The organism is Streptomyces sp. NPDC006879 (assembly GCF_042869595.1).
Taxonomy (GTDB): Bacteria; Actinomycetota; Actinomycetes; order Streptomycetales; family Streptomycetaceae; genus Streptomyces.
Genome location: NZ_JBIAGC010000018.1, coordinates 72,985 through 88,217, shown reverse-complemented (window position 1 = coordinate 88,217; position 15,233 = coordinate 72,985). Strand labels below are relative to the sequence as shown.

Annotated in this window: 13 protein-coding genes and 1 pseudogene; 9 read left to right on the top strand and 5 right to left on the bottom strand. The window is 70.2% G+C overall.

The window, feature by feature from the left end:
• Window positions 1-240: 240 nt before the first annotated feature.
• Together ACFYMC_RS16380 and ACFYMC_RS16375 are read right to left on the bottom strand one after the other, a co-directional pair.
• Window positions 241-2,637: a Tex family protein gene (locus ACFYMC_RS16380; RefSeq protein WP_388524887.1), complete on the bottom strand. Its 2,397-nt coding sequence runs from the start codon at window positions 2,635-2,637 to the stop codon at window positions 241-243.
• A gap of 107 nt (window positions 2,638-2,744) precedes the next feature.
• Window positions 2,745-3,608: a hypothetical protein gene (locus ACFYMC_RS16375; protein ID WP_388524884.1), complete on the bottom strand. Its 864-nt coding sequence runs from the start codon at window positions 3,606-3,608 to the stop codon at window positions 2,745-2,747.
• Window positions 3,609-3,719: 111 nt separating this feature from the next.
• Here ACFYMC_RS16375 and ACFYMC_RS16370 point away from each other — a divergent pair, with 111 nt between their 5' ends.
• Both ACFYMC_RS16370 and ACFYMC_RS16365 read left to right on the top strand, forming a co-directional pair.
• On the top strand, window positions 3,720-4,712 hold the full coding sequence (locus ACFYMC_RS16370; protein ID WP_388524881.1) for a GlxA family transcriptional regulator: 993 nt from the start codon (window positions 3,720-3,722) through the stop codon (window positions 4,710-4,712).
• Window positions 4,713-4,813: 101 nt separating this feature from the next.
• Entirely contained in the window at window positions 4,814-5,449 is a 636-nt protein-coding gene (locus ACFYMC_RS16365) for a DJ-1/PfpI family protein (protein WP_388524878.1), read from the top strand.
• Between the two features lie 34 nt (window positions 5,450-5,483).
• On the opposite strand, the gene ACFYMC_RS16360 is transcribed toward ACFYMC_RS16365, so the two are convergent.
• Window positions 5,484-6,359, bottom strand: a complete 876-nt coding sequence (locus ACFYMC_RS16360; protein ID WP_388524875.1) for an enoyl-CoA hydratase/isomerase family protein — start codon at window positions 6,357-6,359, stop codon at window positions 5,484-5,486.
• Between the two features lie 77 nt (window positions 6,360-6,436).
• Between ACFYMC_RS16360 and ACFYMC_RS16355 the strand changes: the two genes are divergently transcribed.
• Complete coding sequence (locus ACFYMC_RS16355) at window positions 6,437-7,138, top strand: HdeD family acid-resistance protein (protein WP_388524873.1); 702 nt, start codon at window positions 6,437-6,439, stop codon at window positions 7,136-7,138.
• Between the two features lie 130 nt (window positions 7,139-7,268).
• Window positions 7,269-7,754, top strand: a complete 486-nt coding sequence (locus tag ACFYMC_RS16350) for an ATP-binding protein (protein WP_388524969.1) — start codon at window positions 7,269-7,271, stop codon at window positions 7,752-7,754.
• Between the two features lie 12 nt (window positions 7,755-7,766).
• Here the strand turns inward: ACFYMC_RS16350 and idi are convergent, their stop codons facing one another.
• Both idi and ACFYMC_RS16340 read right to left on the bottom strand, forming a co-directional pair.
• Complete coding sequence (idi, locus tag ACFYMC_RS16345) at window positions 7,767-8,363, bottom strand: isopentenyl-diphosphate Delta-isomerase (protein ID WP_388524870.1); 597 nt, start codon at window positions 8,361-8,363, stop codon at window positions 7,767-7,769.
• Window positions 8,364-8,736: 373 nt separating this feature from the next.
• Window positions 8,737-9,682 (bottom strand): annotated as a pseudogene (locus ACFYMC_RS16340) (cation diffusion facilitator family transporter); the annotation flags it as partial.
• 306 nt (window positions 9,683-9,988) lie between these two features.
• Between ACFYMC_RS16340 and ACFYMC_RS16335 the strand changes: the two are divergent.
• Genes ACFYMC_RS16335 through ACFYMC_RS16315 form a run of 5 tightly spaced genes read left to right on the top strand, consistent with a single transcriptional unit; the run spans window position 9,989 to window position 15,224 of the window.
• Window positions 9,989-11,767: a DUF5941 domain-containing protein gene (locus tag ACFYMC_RS16335; RefSeq protein WP_388524967.1), complete on the top strand. Its 1,779-nt coding sequence runs from the start codon at window positions 9,989-9,991 to the stop codon at window positions 11,765-11,767.
• Window positions 11,764-12,516, top strand: a complete 753-nt coding sequence (locus ACFYMC_RS16330; protein ID WP_388524867.1) for a sugar phosphate nucleotidyltransferase — start codon at window positions 11,764-11,766, stop codon at window positions 12,514-12,516. Before ACFYMC_RS16335 ends, ACFYMC_RS16330 begins: the two co-directional genes overlap by 4 nt.
• Window positions 12,504-13,565: an iron-containing alcohol dehydrogenase family protein gene (locus tag ACFYMC_RS16325; protein WP_388524864.1), complete on the top strand. Its 1,062-nt coding sequence runs from the start codon at window positions 12,504-12,506 to the stop codon at window positions 13,563-13,565. The genes ACFYMC_RS16330 and ACFYMC_RS16325 overlap by 13 nt, the downstream gene beginning before the upstream one ends.
• Window positions 13,543-14,328, top strand: coding sequence for a CDP-alcohol phosphatidyltransferase family protein (locus ACFYMC_RS16320; RefSeq protein ID WP_388524862.1), 786 nt, complete (start codon window positions 13,543-13,545; stop codon window positions 14,326-14,328). Before ACFYMC_RS16325 ends, ACFYMC_RS16320 begins: the two co-directional genes overlap by 23 nt.
• Entirely contained in the window at window positions 14,325-15,224 is a 900-nt protein-coding gene (locus tag ACFYMC_RS16315; RefSeq protein ID WP_388524859.1) for a glycosyltransferase family 2 protein, read from the top strand. The genes ACFYMC_RS16320 and ACFYMC_RS16315 overlap by 4 nt, the downstream gene beginning before the upstream one ends.
• Window positions 15,225-15,233 lie beyond the last annotated feature (9 nt).

Here is a 15,233-nt window from a genome sequence, read left to right as displayed (position 1 = left end):
TTGCCGGTACTGCATGTGCTCCCTCTGGTGACCCTGGTGACCCGTCCTCGGGCATCGGCGGTAGGCGTGCATGCGAAGTGGCATGAGATCCTGGGCCTTCGGAGGTGGTGGGGGATGGGCTCCTCGGACGTGCAGGTGCCCGGCTCGCCCGGTCTGGCGAGCCGGGCACACCCTCCATGCCTACAGATCTTCTGTTCGATCTGGCAAGGCCGGTGACCAGCAGGGGGATCGATCAAGCCATCAGCGGCGCCGATCGTCCTTGGGGCCGGTCAGCCCGGCCCGACGCAGGGCGTCGGCCATCGCGCTGTTGGCGGGAGCCGGGGCTCCGCCTCCGCGCTGGCCCCCTCGGCTCCCGCCGCCCGCACCGCGTGACTGGCCCGCACCACCGCCCCGCTGGTGCGGGGGCCGACCACCGGAACGCCGCTCCGAGCGCTCGCCGGTGCCGGCCGAGGAGGCTGCTTCGTCCTCCAACCGCAAGGTCAGGGAGATGCGTTTGCGCGTGGTGTCCACGTCCAGCACCTTGACCCGGACGATGTCCCCGGGCTTGACCACTTCGCGAGGGTCCTTGACGAATGTCTTGGACATGGCGGAGACGTGCACCAGACCATCCTGGTGGACGCCGATGTCCACGAAGGCGCCGAAGGCCGCGACATTGGTCACCACACCCTCCAGGACCATCCCGGCGGCGAGGTCGCCGATCTTCTCGACTCCGTCCTTGAAGCTGGCCGTGCGAAACGCCGGGCGCGGGTCTCGGCCGGGCTTCTCCAGCTCGCGCAGGATGTCGTTCACCGTGGGCAGCCCGATGCCGGTGGCGTCGTCCACGAATTCCGCCGGGCGCAGCGAGCGCAGCACGGCGGTGTTGCCGATCAGAGCCGCCACCTCGCTGCCTGCCGCCTTGCCCATCGCCCGGACCACCGCATACGCCTCGGGGTGCACGCTGGAGCCGTCCAGCGGGTCCTCTCCTCCGCGGATGCGGAGGAAGCCCGCACACTGCTCGTAGGCCTTGGGGCCCAGTCGGGCGACCGCCTTGAGCGCCTTGCGGCTGCGGAAGGGGCCGTGAGTGTCCCGGTGCCCGACGATGTTCTCGGCGAGTCCGCCGCTGATGCCGGAGACTCGGGAGAGCAGTGGCGCAGAAGCGGTGTTGACGTCCACCCCGACGCCGTTGACGCAGTCCTCCACTACCGCGTCCAGGGAGCGTGAGAGCTTCACCTCCGACAGGTCGTGCTGGTACTGGCCCACCCCGATCGACTTCGGGTCGATCTTGACGAGTTCGGCGAGCGGGTCCTGGAGCCGACGGGCGATGGACACCGCGCCGCGCAGTGAGACGTCGAGGTCGGGAAGTTCCTGGGAGGCGAAGGCGGAAGCCGAGTAGACGGAGGCCCCGGCCTCGGAGACCATCACCTTGGTCAGGCCCAACTCGGGGTGACGGGCGATGAGGTCGGTTGCCAGCCGGTCGGTTTCGCGAGAGGCCGTGCCGTTGCCGATGGCGACCAGCTCGACGGCGTGTTCCTTGGCCAGGCGGGCGAGCCGACCGAGGGATTCCTCCCATTTGTTGGCCGGTACGTGCGGGTAGATCGTGTCGGTGGCCACGACCTTGCCGGTCGCGTCGACCACGGCGACCTTCACACCGGTGCGGAAGCCCGGGTCCAGTCCCAGCGTGGCACGAGTCCCCGCGGGCGCGGCCAGCAGGAGGTCCCGGAGATTGGCAGCGAAGACCCGGACCGCCTCGTCCTCGGCGGCTTGCCTCAGCCGCGTCCGCAGATCCACGCCGAGGTGGACGAGGATCTTGGTGCGCCACGCCCACCGGACCGTCTCGCCCAGCCACTGGTCGGCCGGGCGTCCCCGGTCCGCGATCTGGAACCGGCGTGCGATCAGGCCTTCGTAGGTGGAGGGTCCGGGCAGTTCCGAGGGTTCCTCCGGCTCCAGGGTGAGGTCGAGGACGTCCTCCTTCTCGCCGCGCAGCATGGCGAGCACCCGGTGCGAGGGCAGGGCGGTGAGCGGTTCGGTGAAGTCGAAGTAGTCGGCGAACTTCGCGCCGGCCTCCTCCTTGCCCTCCCGTACCTTCGCCGAGAGCCGGCCGCGGCCCCACATGCGTTCGCGCAGTTCCCCGATGAGGTCGGCGTCCTCCGCGAACTGCTCGGTGAGGATCGCCCGGGCACCCTCCAGGGCGGCCTGCGCGTCCGCGACTCCCCGCTCGGCGTCCACGAAGGCGGCGGCGGCCGAGGCCGGTTCCACCGAGGGGTCGGTCAGCAGTGACTGTGCCAGCGGTTCGAGACCGGCTTCGCGGGCGATCTGCGCCTTGGTGCGCCGCTTGGGTTTGAAGGGCAGATAGATGTCCTCCAGGCGAGCCTTGGTTTCGGCCGCCCGGATCCGGGCCTCCAATACGGCGTCCAGCTTGCCCTGTTCCCGTACGGACTCCAGGATCGCCGTGCGGCGGTCCTCCAGTTCGCGCAGGTAGCGCAGCCGCTCCTCCAGGGTGCGTAGCTGGGCGTCGTCGAGCATCTCGGTCGCTTCCTTGCGGTAGCGAGCGATGAACGGGACGGTTGAGCCGCCGTCGAGCAGCTCGACGGCGGCCTTGACCTGCCGCTCCCGCACGCCGAGCTCCTCGGCGATCCTGCCTTCGATGGACGTGGTCACGATCCCCTACCGCCTTCTCAATGAACTTGAGCCTGTCATTGTGGCAGGTGGCGGTCGGGAACTCGCGGACCGACGGAGACGGGAGCCTTCTTACTCATGTGCTCTTCTCAGTCCTTGCCGGTGAGGTCGGCGGGGAACGCCCCGGCGTTGAAGGCGATCATCAGGAAGCCCCGGGCGAGTTCGGTCAGTCGCTCCACCCCTGCGGCGCCGAGACGTTCGTAGGGGGCGATGTCCAGGTGGTCGGTCCGCTCCTCCAGTTCGGCGCGCAGGGCCAGGCCCGTCTCGCTCAACTCGCCGTCCGCCGCGAGCAGTCGGCGCTCCCGCAGTCGGGCTGTTGCGGCGTCCCAGTCGGTGCGCTGCCAGCCACGGGTGGCCAGGAGCCAGCGCGGGGACATGCCCTTGCCGGTGGCGGTGTGGGTGACCAGCGCTTCCACGGGGTCGAGCCCGCAGTCGAGCAGCGCGGCGAGGTGCCCGTCGCCGCGGTGTTCACGCAGCAGGGTCGCGGCGTGCCAGAGCGCGAGGTGCGGTTCGTCGGGGGTCGGCAGGTCGGCGTGGGCCGCGTACAGCGGGCGGGCGTGGCGGGTGCATGCGGATGCTGCCTGCAAGGCCAGTTCGGCGGCTTCCACCATTTCGGGGCTCGCCACCGTCTCCTCACCGAGGAGTCTGCGCAGGGTCGAGTCGGCCGCGCGCAGTCTGGCTGCGAGCACCGCCTCGGGGGTGGCGTCCTGCCACACCGCCGGGAGGAACTCCTTGATCATCTCGTGGTTGAAGTTGTAGAAGGCCGCCGCGACCGTGCCCGGTCCCACTGCACCCATCGGGGCCGAGCGCCCGGCGAGGTAGGCCGCCTTGGGGTTCTCTATGCCGACTCCGGCCATCTCCTTGGCGAAGTCGGGTGAGAAGTACAAGGTCGAGTGAAGAGGGTTGACCGCGTGGTGACAGCGCCGTCCGGCGCGTGCAGGGAGCGAAGTCATGGCCGCAGGTTACCGACTGGTCGGTACGGGTGGAACCCTAGCTTCTGGGATGGCTGGAAAGGTGGGAAGCCCGTCATTGCGGCCATGCACGCCAATGCCCAGGATGGGGGCATGTCACAGCGATCCGTTCTCGTCCTGCTGTTCGAGGGAGTGCAGAGCCTCGACGTCACGGGCCCCGTCGAGGTCTTCGCCGGGGCCTGCGCCGGGCGGGAACAGGACCGGGCGCCCTACGAGATCCGCACCGCCACGCTCGACGGGCGGCCGGTGCGCTCTTCCAGCGGGCTGACTCTCGTCCCCGACCTCGCCCTCCACCGGGCATCGACCCCGCACACCCTGTTGGTCCCCGGCGGCCAGGGCACCCGGAACCCGCCCCCCGAGCTGATCGACTGGCTGCGCCGCCACGGCCCGCTCCCCGAGCGGCTGGTGTCCGTCTGTAGCGGTGCGCTGCTCCTGGCCGCAGCGGGACTCCTCGACGGGCACCGTGTCACCTCCCACTGGCAGATCTGTGAACAGTTGGCCCGCTGCCATCCCGAGGTCGATGTCGACTCGGACGCGATCTACGTCCGTGACGGCCGGCTCGCGACCTCGGCCGGTGTCACCGCGGGCATCGATCTGGCACTCGCCCTGGTCGAAGAGGACCTCGGAGGCCAGGTCGCCCAGACGATCGCCAGGTACCTCGTCGTCTTCCTGCGCCGTCCGGGCAACCAGGCCCAGTTCAGTGCCCAGCTCGCTGCCCAGTCGGCCCGCCGTGACCCGCTGCGCGAGGTGCAGCAGTGGATCACCGAGCATCCCGAGGGTGACCTCAGCGTCGAGGCCCTCGCATTGCGCGCCCGGCTCTCCCCGCGTCACTTCGCCCGCGCCTTTCGGGCCGAGACCGGAGTGACACCGGGGCGCTATGTGGACCAGGTGCGAGTCGAGCACGCCAGGCGGCTGCTCGCGGACACCGCCGCGGGGATCGCCCAGATCTCCCGGGACTGCGGCTACGGCACCCCCGAGGCGATGCGCCGGGCCTTCGTCAGGACCCTCGGCCAGTCGCCCACCGAGTACCGCCGCCGGTTCGGCCGCGCGACGGGCGCCGGAGCCGTGCTCGTCCAACCCTCCTGACCCTTCGGGGCGCTAGCTCCGGAGCAGGTGTACGGCCGCGCGCCGCACACCTACCCGTCGTACCCGTTCAACACCACCCTTAGTGACCAAGGAGTCACCCCATGCAGATAGCCATCGTGCTCTACGACCGGTTCACCGCCCTGGACGCGGTGGGCCCCTTCGAGACGCTCGGTCGGATGCCCGGTGCCGCCCCCGTCTTCGTCGCCGAAGAGGCCGGCCCCGTCCTCAACGACTCCGGTGCGCTCACGCTCGTCGCCGAACGTTCGCTCCTGGAGGTCCCCCGTCCCGACGTCATCCTCGTCCCCGGCGGGCCGGGCCAGATCGACCAGATGGACAACCAGGTGCTCCTCGACTGGTTGCGCACCGCCGACTCCACCAGCACCTGGACCACCTCGGTGTGCACCGGCTCGCTGCTGCTGGCTTCGGCAGGGCTGCTGGCGGGCCGCCGGGCCACCTCGCACTGGCTCGCGCTCGAAGCGCTGCCGCTCTTCGGGGCCCGACCCACCAGCGAACGCGTGGTGACGGACGGCAAGTACGTCACCGCCGCGGGCGTCTCCGCCGGCATCGACATGGGTTTGAGCCTGATCGGCCGCATCGCCGGGGACGACGTGGCCCAGTCCGTGCAACTGATCACCGAGTACGACCCGCAGCCGCCCTACGGCGCGGGCTCGCCGGACAAGGCGCCCGCCGATCTCGTCGCGTACTGGCAGAGCCGCAACCGCTACGTCCCGCGCTGAAGCACCGAGCCGGCGTCCGAACGGGGCGATCCCGTCAACCCTGCGGCCAGGAGAACCGCGGTGGTCGGCGTTCCAGGAAGGCGGCGACCCCCTCGGCGGTATCGGTACTGGCGCTGGCCTGTGCCGCCCAGTAGGCGTCCCGGTCGGTGCGCCCGTCGGCGAACTCCTTGGCCGCTGACTGGGTCAGTCGCGAGCGGGACGCCAGGACGCGGGTGAACTCCGCTACCCGGCGGTCGAGTTCGCCGATCGCAAGCACCTCGTCCACCAGACCGGTCCGCAGCGCTCGCGCGGCGTCGATCAGCTCACCGGAGAAGAGGAGGTACTTGGCGGTCGCCGGACCGACGAGGGCGACCAGCCGTCGGGTCGAGGATGACGGGTAGACGATGCCGAGCTTGGCCGGGGTGATCCCAAAGAGCGCGCCCTCCTCGGCGAACCGTAGGTCGCAGGCTCCAGCCAACTGGGAGCCGCCCCCCACGCAGTACCCGCGGATCGCGGCCAGTGTCGGCCGGGGGAATGCGGCCAGGGCCTCCTCGGCGTATCGCGCCAGGTCCTTGGTGTCCTCCTCCGGCTCCTCGACCGCGTGATCCTCCTCGTCGCGGGAACGGGAAGGGGCGAGGGCGGAGATGTCCGCGCCCGCGCAGAAGGTCCCGTCGGCCCCGGTGAGGACCAGGGCGCGCAGGGTGGGTTCGGCGGCCAGATCCGCCAGCAGGCGGGGCAGCTGCCTCCACATGGCGGCGGTCATCGCGTTGCGTTTCGCCGGATGGTGGATGACCACGGTGGCGATGCCGTCGGCGAGGGTGTGCAGCAGCTCCGCCCGCTGCTGGCCCGCTGGGAGTGGGCGTACGGCGTCGCCGGGACGGCCTTCGGGCTCCGGAAGGTCGGATGCCTGACTCTGGGTGCGGCGTTCCATGCGCCGGATGCTATCCCCGGCCGCCAAACCTATGATCGGGGAGTCCGGTAGGGGGGCGCTGGGATGGAGAAGCGCTGATGGCCGAGATTCCTGCCGACCCCCGCCCCGAAGGGTCTTTGGACGCTTCGACGAGCGGGGCGGGTACTGATGCCGAGCGCCAGGGGCGAAAGCTCAGGCGCAGCTTCGGCTGGCTCGCCGTGCTCGGAGCCGTCCTGGTGGTCGCCGGACTGGTCGGTCTGGTCTACACCGGCCTGGCCACCCTCACCTCGATGTTCCTCTTCGGCTGGCTGCTGCTCATCGGCGGCGTGGTCGGGCTGCTCCAGGCGGTTCAGTCGCGCAGGAGCAACTACTTCTGGCTGGCTGTGGTGGTGGCGGCCGTCAACATCGCGGCCGGTGTGGTGATCCTGCGGCAGCCCGAGGCGAGCGCCGAGGCGCTGACCATGTTCGCGGCGCTGCTCTTCTTGACGGCAGGCATCTTCCGGCTGGCCGGTGCCCTCGTGGTGCGCGGGCCGCACTTCGGGCTCACGCTGGTGCAGGGCGCCTTCGGGATCCTCCTGGGCGTGCTGGTGCTGGCGGGGTGGCCCGACAACAGCCGGTACGTCATCGGCGCCTTCTTCTCCCTGGCCCTGCTCTTCGACGGACTCAGTCTGATCGCGCTGGGTGTGGGCGCTCGGCGCGTGCTGCGGATGGTGACCGAGGGGGACGGGGACGAGTTCGGAGCCGGGGGAGCGGTGGCTCAAAAGAATGCTGGATGGCGCCAAAAGGATTCGAATAAATAACAGAGTTATGCGCGCTCGATCAGAATCCGCTTTTTAGCTGCTGAATTCTTGTCAGCTAGGTGGCCTGTAGGCACGCTTTCCCACACTGGATCGCGTGGAGACCATCGAGCGCGACGGCGGGGACCGGAACATGGACATCCGCGGGAGCATCCCGCCCGGCCAAGGTCAGGACCCCGCGGTGACCGGGCCCCCGTCGTACGAAGGCGTGTGGAGGTTCACGGCGCCTGCGACTGAAGAATCCGTTCCGCAGGCCCGGCACGCGGTTCGCGATCTGATCGCAAGGCAAGGCGTACCGGTCACCGAGGACCTCGACTTCGCCCTCTTGTTGATCGTCTCGGAGCTGGTCACCAACTCGGTGCGCCATGCGGCACTGCTCTCGCCCGAGGTCGCCGTGGAAGTGGCGATCGGCCCCGCCTGGGTACGGGTGGCCGTCGAGGACAACCACCCGTACCGCCCCAAGGCCCTGGAGGCCGACTTCAGTCAGACCGGCGGCCGTGGGCTGCTACTGGTGCGTGAGATCACCACCGAGGCCGGCGGTGTCTGCAACGTGGAGCACACCGCCAGCGGAGGCAAGGTCATCTGGGCGGCTCTGCCGCTCGCCGGCCGCCCGTCCTGAGGGCGGAAGTGGCTACCAGCCGGCGGCGTCTGCGGTCAACTCACGGATGGCCGGCCGTGCGGCGTCCAGCACGGTCATGAACCAGGCTGAAAAAGGCTCCTTCGCGTGGCGCTCGTCCAGTTCCCGAGCTGTCACGAACGCCGTCTCGTCGATCTCCGTCGGATCCGGGCGCAGCGTGGACTGGGCCAGTCCCACGAAGAGGTGGTTGTACTCCTGCTCGACCAGGCCCGAGGCCGGATCTGGATGGTTGTACCGCACCGTTCCGGCCTCGGCCAGGAGCGAGGGGGACAGGCCGAGCTCCTCGTGGGTACGGCGGGCCGCCGCGGCGAAGGGGGACTCGTCGGGGTACGGATGGCCGCAGCAGGTGTTGGACCAGACGCCGGGGGAGTGGTACTTCCCGGCTGCGCGGCGTTGCAGGAGCAGTCGTCCCTCCTCGTCGAAGAGGAACACCGAGAACGCCCGGTGCAACTGGCCGGGAGCCTGGTGCGCGGAGAGCTTCTCCGCCGTGCCGATGGTGTTGCCGTCCTCGTCGACCAGTTCAAGCATGATCGGCAGAGGGGCGGTGCCGGTGGAGGAGCTGTGCGCCACGGTGGCTGGTGTGGTCGGCATTAACCATCCTTCAAATCGGTCTTCGGCCTTCAGTCTGCCGTACAAATGCGGCTTGTCCGCACTTCGCCCGGACGTGCCGGCCGATGTCGCTGTGGTGGGGGGGGGGGGGGGGGGGGGGGGGGGGGGCCGGGGCCCCCCCCCCCCCCCCCACCAACGCGACGCTTTCGAAGGCCGCTGGATACCTGATGGTGCCCGGGGGGACGTCACTGGAATCGCCGCACACCTGTACGAAGTATCCCCCCTGAGGGGGGTGGTCGACCTCGGCGGGGTCATGGTCGTCGGGGTGATGGGCGTATGGGTGACCGAGGACGTGCGCCCGCTCGAATGCCCGGCGAACCGCGCTTGTCGGTTGCGTGAGGCGCCGGCGGTGCCTTCAGGCGCAGAGCCCGTTCTCGGTGCGCGCATGCCCGGACGGCTCCACCTGAAAGGTGCTGTGCTCCATCGCGAAGTGATTGGTGGCGCACTCTCGAAGCTCCCGCAGGAGTTGGCCGGCGTCCGTGTCGAGGGTGGTCGACCGGTCCTCGGAGCGCACCACATGGGCGGATAGCACCGGCCGTCCCGAGGCGATGGTCCAGGCGTGCAGGTCGTGTACCTCCTCGACACCCTCGGCGGCGAGCAGGTGGGCCCGGACCTCCCGGACGTCGAGACCCCTGGGGGCGGACTCCATCAGCACGTCCAGGGTTTCACGCAGCAGTCTGAGCGTGCGTGGCACGATCATCAGCCCGATGGCGAGAGAGGCGATCGGATCGGCCGCCTGCCAGCCGGTGGTCATGATGATCACGGCGGAGACCAGTACGGCGACCGATCCCAGGGCGTCCGCCATCACCTCCAGGAAGGCGCCCCGCACGTTGAGGCTCTCCTTCTGGCCGCGCAGGAGCAGCCCCAGGGAGACGAGGTTGGCTGCCAGTCCGACGGTCCCGAAGGCGAGTACCGGCCCACCGGCGACCGCGGCGGGCTCGAAGAAGCGCCCCACGGCCTCGTAGAGCACGTAGCCGCCGACCGCGAGCAGGAGCAGGCAGTTCGCGAGGGCGGCCAGGATCTCCGCGCGCGCCAGGCCGAACGTGCGCCCGGCGGTGGCGGGTCGGGAGGCGAAGTGAATGGCGAGCAGGGCCATGGACAGGCCCAGGGCGTCCGTGGCCATATGCGCCGCGTCGGCCACCAGTGCCAGTGAGCCGGTGATCACCCCGCCCAGGATCTCGGCCACCATCACGCTCGCGGTGATGCCGAGGGCCAGGCGCAGTCGTCCACGGTGTGCGGCTGCTGCTGTACCACGAGGCTCGGGGGCCGTGGGGGCGTGGTCCTTCGCCATGTCCAGTACCTCCGGATTCGTCATGCTTGGCGCGTTCTCACCCATCCAGTAGATAGGGGTGGGGGGTATCTGTCAACGCGATGCTGACCACCGTTGTCATCTGCGCTGACCTGCGGAAACCCCCGCATTTGTCGGGGTGCGCGCCAATCGACCATGATGATCAGCGTTCGGCGGTGAGCCAAGCGCCCTGCGGTGAGCCAGTGCCGTTCCCAGGCGTAAACACGTGGTGAACGCTCGCTCCGATTCATCCGATAGCCTCTGCCGACGTGCCGCCAGGCCCCCAGCTCGGGGCGCCCGTACCAAGGAGTGAGTTCGTCTGCCGACCGCCATCCTCACCGGTCCGCCGGTACCCGGATCGCCGATCGAGGGCGAACTACGCCTGCTCGGCTTCGATGTGCGGCACGCCCCTGCCCCCTGGGACGCCGGCATCGTCCTCGACGCCCTGCCCAGCCAGGAGCGGGTGGCCGTGGTGGACAGTCGCTTCGTCGGCCACACCCACGCACTGCGCCTGGCCCTGACCGATCCGCGCTTCGAAGCCTGTGCGGTCCCCGGCGCGCTCAGTGTCCACGGTCCAGCCCGCGCCGCACTCGCCCGCGCCGCCGCTGAGCCCGACCTGCACGCCGGCACCCTGCCCGACGGCCTCGCCCAGGCCCTTCAGGCCGAGGGCGTCCCCGTCCACCGCCCCGAACTGGGCCCCCTGGTCGCGGCCGTCCCCCTCGACGCCCGCGGACGGGCCGAAGCCGAAGGGGCCCTGGCCGCCGTCGACGGCGAAGCGGTCCGGCTGCGGACCGCGGTGAAGTCCCGCGACGGCTTCTTCACCACCTTCTGCATCAGCCCCTACTCGCGCTACCTGGCCCGCTGGTGCTCCCGCCGCGGCCTGACACCCAACCAGGTCACCACCGCCTCCCTGATCACCGCACTGATCGCCGCCGGCTGCGCGGCCACCGGCAGCCGGAGCGGCTACGTGGCGGCCGGCGTGCTGCTGATCTTCTCCTTCGTGCTGGACTGCACCGACGGCCAGCTGGCCCGTTACTCGCTTCAGTACTCCACCCTCGGGGCGTGGCTCGACGCGACCTTCGACCGGGCCAAGGAGTACGCCTTCTACGCGGGCCTCGCGCTCGGCGCGGCCCGCGACGGAGACGATGTATGGGTCCTCGCGCTCGGCGCGATGGTCCTCATGACCTGCCGTCATGTCGTGGACTTCGCCTTCAACGAGGCCAACCACGACGCCACCGCCAACACCAGCCCCACCGCAGCCCTCTCCGACCGCTTGGACGGCCTCGGCTGGACGGTCTGGCTCCGGCGCATGATCGTGCTGCCCATCGGTGAGCGCTGGGCGCTGATCGCGCTACTCACCGCCCTCACCACCCCGCGCATCACCTTCTACGCCCTGCTGGTCGGCTGCGCGTTCGCCGCCCTCTACACCACCGCGGGCCGGGTGCTGCGCTCCCTGACCCGCAAGGCCAACCGGACGGACCGGGCCGCACAGGCGCTGGCCGACCTCGCCGATTCCGGCCCGCTCGCCGAGACCGCGGCCCTGACGCTCGGTCGTCCCGCGTTCGGCGGTCGCCTGGTGATCGCCGTCGTCGGGGCCCTCGCCCTCCTCGGGACCGTGGGGGCGCTCAGGTACGGCGCTCCCCTCACCGTCGCCGCGGCGCTGGGGTACGCCCTGTGCGCCGGAGTGGCGGTGGGGCGACCGCTCAAGGGCGCACTGGACTGGTTGATGCCCCCGCTGTTCCGGGCGGCCGAATACGTGACGATCCTGATCCTCGCCGTCAAAGCGGAGGTGAACGGAGCCCTTCCGGCTGCTTTCGGCTTGGTTGCGGCGGTCGCCTACCATCACTACGACACGGTGTACCGCATCCGCGGGGGCACCGGTGCGCCCCCCCGCTGGCTGACGCGGGCTATCGGCGGCCACGAGGGGCGGGTGCTGCTGGTCGTGGTGCTCGCCGCCGTGCTCACGCCCCGTACCGACTTTCCCGTCGCGCTCACGGCCCTCGCCGTGGCCGTGGCCCTGCTGGTGCTCGTCGAGAGCATCCGCTTCTGGGTGTCCTCCGGAGCACCCGCCGTACATGACGAAGGAGAAGCAGCATGATCGGCCTCGTACTCGCAGCCGGTGCCGGGCGGCGTCTGCGCCCCTACACCGACACCCTCCCCAAGGCCCTCGTGCCAGTGGGCCCGGAGGGTCAGGAGGAGAGCCTCACGGTCCTCGACCTGACCCTGGGCAACTTCGCCGAGGTGGGCCTGACCGAGGTGGCCGTCGTCGTCGGCTACCGCAAGGAGGCCGTGTACGAGCGTCAGGCCGCCCTGGAGGCCAAGTACGGCCTGAAGTTGACCCTCATCGACAACGACAAGGCCGAGGAGTGGAACAACGCCTACTCCCTGTGGTGTGCCCGCGATGTCCTCAAGCAGGGCGTCATCCTCGCCAACGGTGACACCGTGCACCCGGTCTCGGTGGAGAAGACCCTCCTTGCCGCGCGCGGCAACGGCCAGAAGATCATCCTCGCCCTCGACACCGTCAAGCAGCTCGCCGAGGAGGAGATGAAGGTCGTCACCGCCGAGGGCAAGGGAGTCCAGAAGATCACCAAGCTGATGGACCCCGCCAGCGCCACCGGCGAGTACATCGGTGTCACCCTGATCGAGGCCGAGGCCGCCGCCGAGCTGGCCGACGCACTGAAGGCCACCTTCGAGCGCGACCCCGACCTCTACTACGAGGACGGCTACCAGGAGCTCGTGCACCGCGGCTTCACCGTGGACGTGGCCCCGATCGGAGAGGTCAGCTGGGTGGAGATCGACAACCACGAGGACCTCGCGAAGGGCCGGCAGATCGCATGCCAGTACTGACCCGGCTCATCCCCTCGCCCGTCGTCGTCGACATCAGCGGCAGGGCGATGGACCAGCTGGGCGACCTGCTGGCCGACCAGCGGATCTCCGCGTCCGGCAAGCTCGCCATCGCGATCAGCGGCGGATCGGGCCAGGCGCTGCGCGCCAAGCTGGCTCCCCAGCTCCCCGCCGCCGACTGGTACCCGGTGATCGACGGAACCATCGACTCGGCGGTCCGTCTCGCCGACGGTATCAAGGGCAAGCGCTACGACGCGGTGGTCGGCCTGGGCGGAGGGAAGATCATCGACGTGGCGAAGTACGCCGCGGCCCGGGTCGGCCTGCCCATGGTCGCCGTGGCCACGAACCTCTCCCACGACGGCATCTGCTCGCCGGTCTCGATCCTCGACAACGACAACGGGCGAGGCTCCTACGGCGTCCCCACGCCCATCGCCATGGTCATCGACCTCGATGTGATCAGGGACGCCCCGGTGCGGTTCATCCGCTCCGGCATCGGCGACGCGATCTCCAACATCTCCGCGATCGCGGACTGGGAGCTCTCACACCGGGTCACCGGGGAGCCGGTGGACGGGCTGGCCGCCGCCATGGCCCGCACCGCCGGGGAATCGGTGCTGCGCCACCCCGGTGGGGTGGGCGACGACGAGTTCCTCACGGTGCTCGCGGAGGCGCTGGTCCTCTCCGGCATCGCCATGTCGATCAGTGGTGACTCCCGCCCGTCCTCGGGTGCCTGCCACGAGATCAGCCATGCCTTCGACCTGCTCTACCCGGGGCGTTCGGCGCTCCACGGCGAGCAGGTGGGCATCGGCGCCGCCTTCGCCATGCACCTGCGAGGTGCCCGGGAGGACGCGGCGCTCTTCGCCGATGTGCTGCGCGGTCACGGACTTCCGGTGTTGCCCGAGGAGATCGGTTTCACCGTGGAGGAGTTCGTGCGGGCCGTGGAGTACGCGCCGCAGACCCGACCGGGACGCTTCACGGTCCTGGAACACCTCAACCTGCCCGCAGACGAGATCAGGGACGCTTACGCTGACTATGCCAAGACCATCAGTAGCTGAACTGCGTCCGGTCGTTCACCCCGAGGGCGTGAAGGACCGGCGCAGCGGTGAGCACTGGGCCGGGCGCCTGTACATGCGCGAGCTCTCGCTGCACATCGATCCGTACCTGGTGAACACCCGCGTGACGCCGAACCAGTTGACCTACCTCATGGTGGTCGTCGGGGTCCTCGGCGGAGCGGCCCTACTCATTCCCGGGCTGTCCGGCGCCGTGTTGGCGGCCGTGCTCTTCCAGGTCTACCTCCTGCTCGACTGCGTCGACGGCGAGGTGGCCCGCTGGCGCGGCCAGACCTCGATCACCGGTGTCTACCTGGACCGGATCGGCCACTACCTGTGCGAGGCGGCACTCCTCGTCGGCTTCGGCCTGCGCGGCGCCGACCTGTTCCACCAGCAGGGCGCACAGACCAACTGGATGTGGGCCTTCCTGGGAACCGTGGCGGCACTCGGCGCGATCCTGATCAAGGCGGAGACCGACCTGGTCGACGTGGCCCGCACCCGTAGCGGCCTTCCGGCGGTCAAGGACGAGGCCTCGGTGCCGCGGTCCTCGGGGCTCGCGCTGGCCCGTCGGGCGGCGGCTGCGCTGAAGTTCCACCGGCTGGTCGGCGGCATCGAAGCCAGCCTGTTCATCCTGGCCGTGGCGGTCCTCGACATGCTCCAGGGGGACTTGTACTTCACCCGCCTGGGCATCGCGGTCCTGGCCGGCATCGCGGTGCTCCAGACGCTGCTGCACCTCGTGTCGATCCTCGCCTCCAGCAGGCTGAAATGACGATCCAGGGCGCGAGCTCCCCCCTCAAGGTCGGGGCGGTCATCATCACGATGGGAAACCGGCCCGAGGAGCTCAAGGCGCTGATCGACTCGGTGGCCCGCCAGGAGGGCGATCCCGTCGAGGTCGTGGTCGTCGGGAACGGCGCCCCGGTGGGACCCGTTCCGCCAGGGGTGCGCACGGTCGACCTCCCGGAGAACCTGGGCATCCCCGGGGGCCGCAACGCCGGCATCGAGGCCTTCGGGGCCGGCGCCAGCGAGGTGGATGTCGTGTTGTTCCTCGACGACGACGGGCTGCTGCCGCGCGCCGACACCGCGCAGCTGTGCCGGCAGGCCTTCGCCGCCGATCCGCGGCTGGGCATCGTCAGCTTCCGCATCGCGGACCCGGACACCGGCCTCACCCAGCGACGGCACGTCCCGCGACTGCGGGCCTCCGACCCGATGCGTTCCTCCCGGGTGACGACCTTCCTCGGCGGCGCGAGCGCCGTGCGGACGAAGGTGTTCGAGCAGGTCGGTGGCCTGCCCGGGGAGTTCTTCTACGCGCACGAGGAGACCGACCTGGCCTGGCGGGCGCTCGACGCCGGCTGGCGCATCGACTACCGGGCCGACATGGTGCTCCACCACCCGACCACCGAACCCTCCCGGCACGCCGTCTACCATCGCATGGTGGCACGTAACCGGGTGTGGCTGGCCCGTCGCAACCTGCCGGCGCTGATCATCCCGGTCTACCTCGGCGTGTGGCTGCTGTTGACCTTGCTGCGCAGGCCCGGCGGCCCGGCCATGAAGGCCTGGTTCAGTGGGTTTCGAGAGGGTTGGACCTCCGCCTGCGGGCCGCGCCGCCCGATGAGGTGGCGGACGGTCTGGAGGCTGACCCGGCTGGGCCGACCGCCCGTCATCTGACAAGCTCGT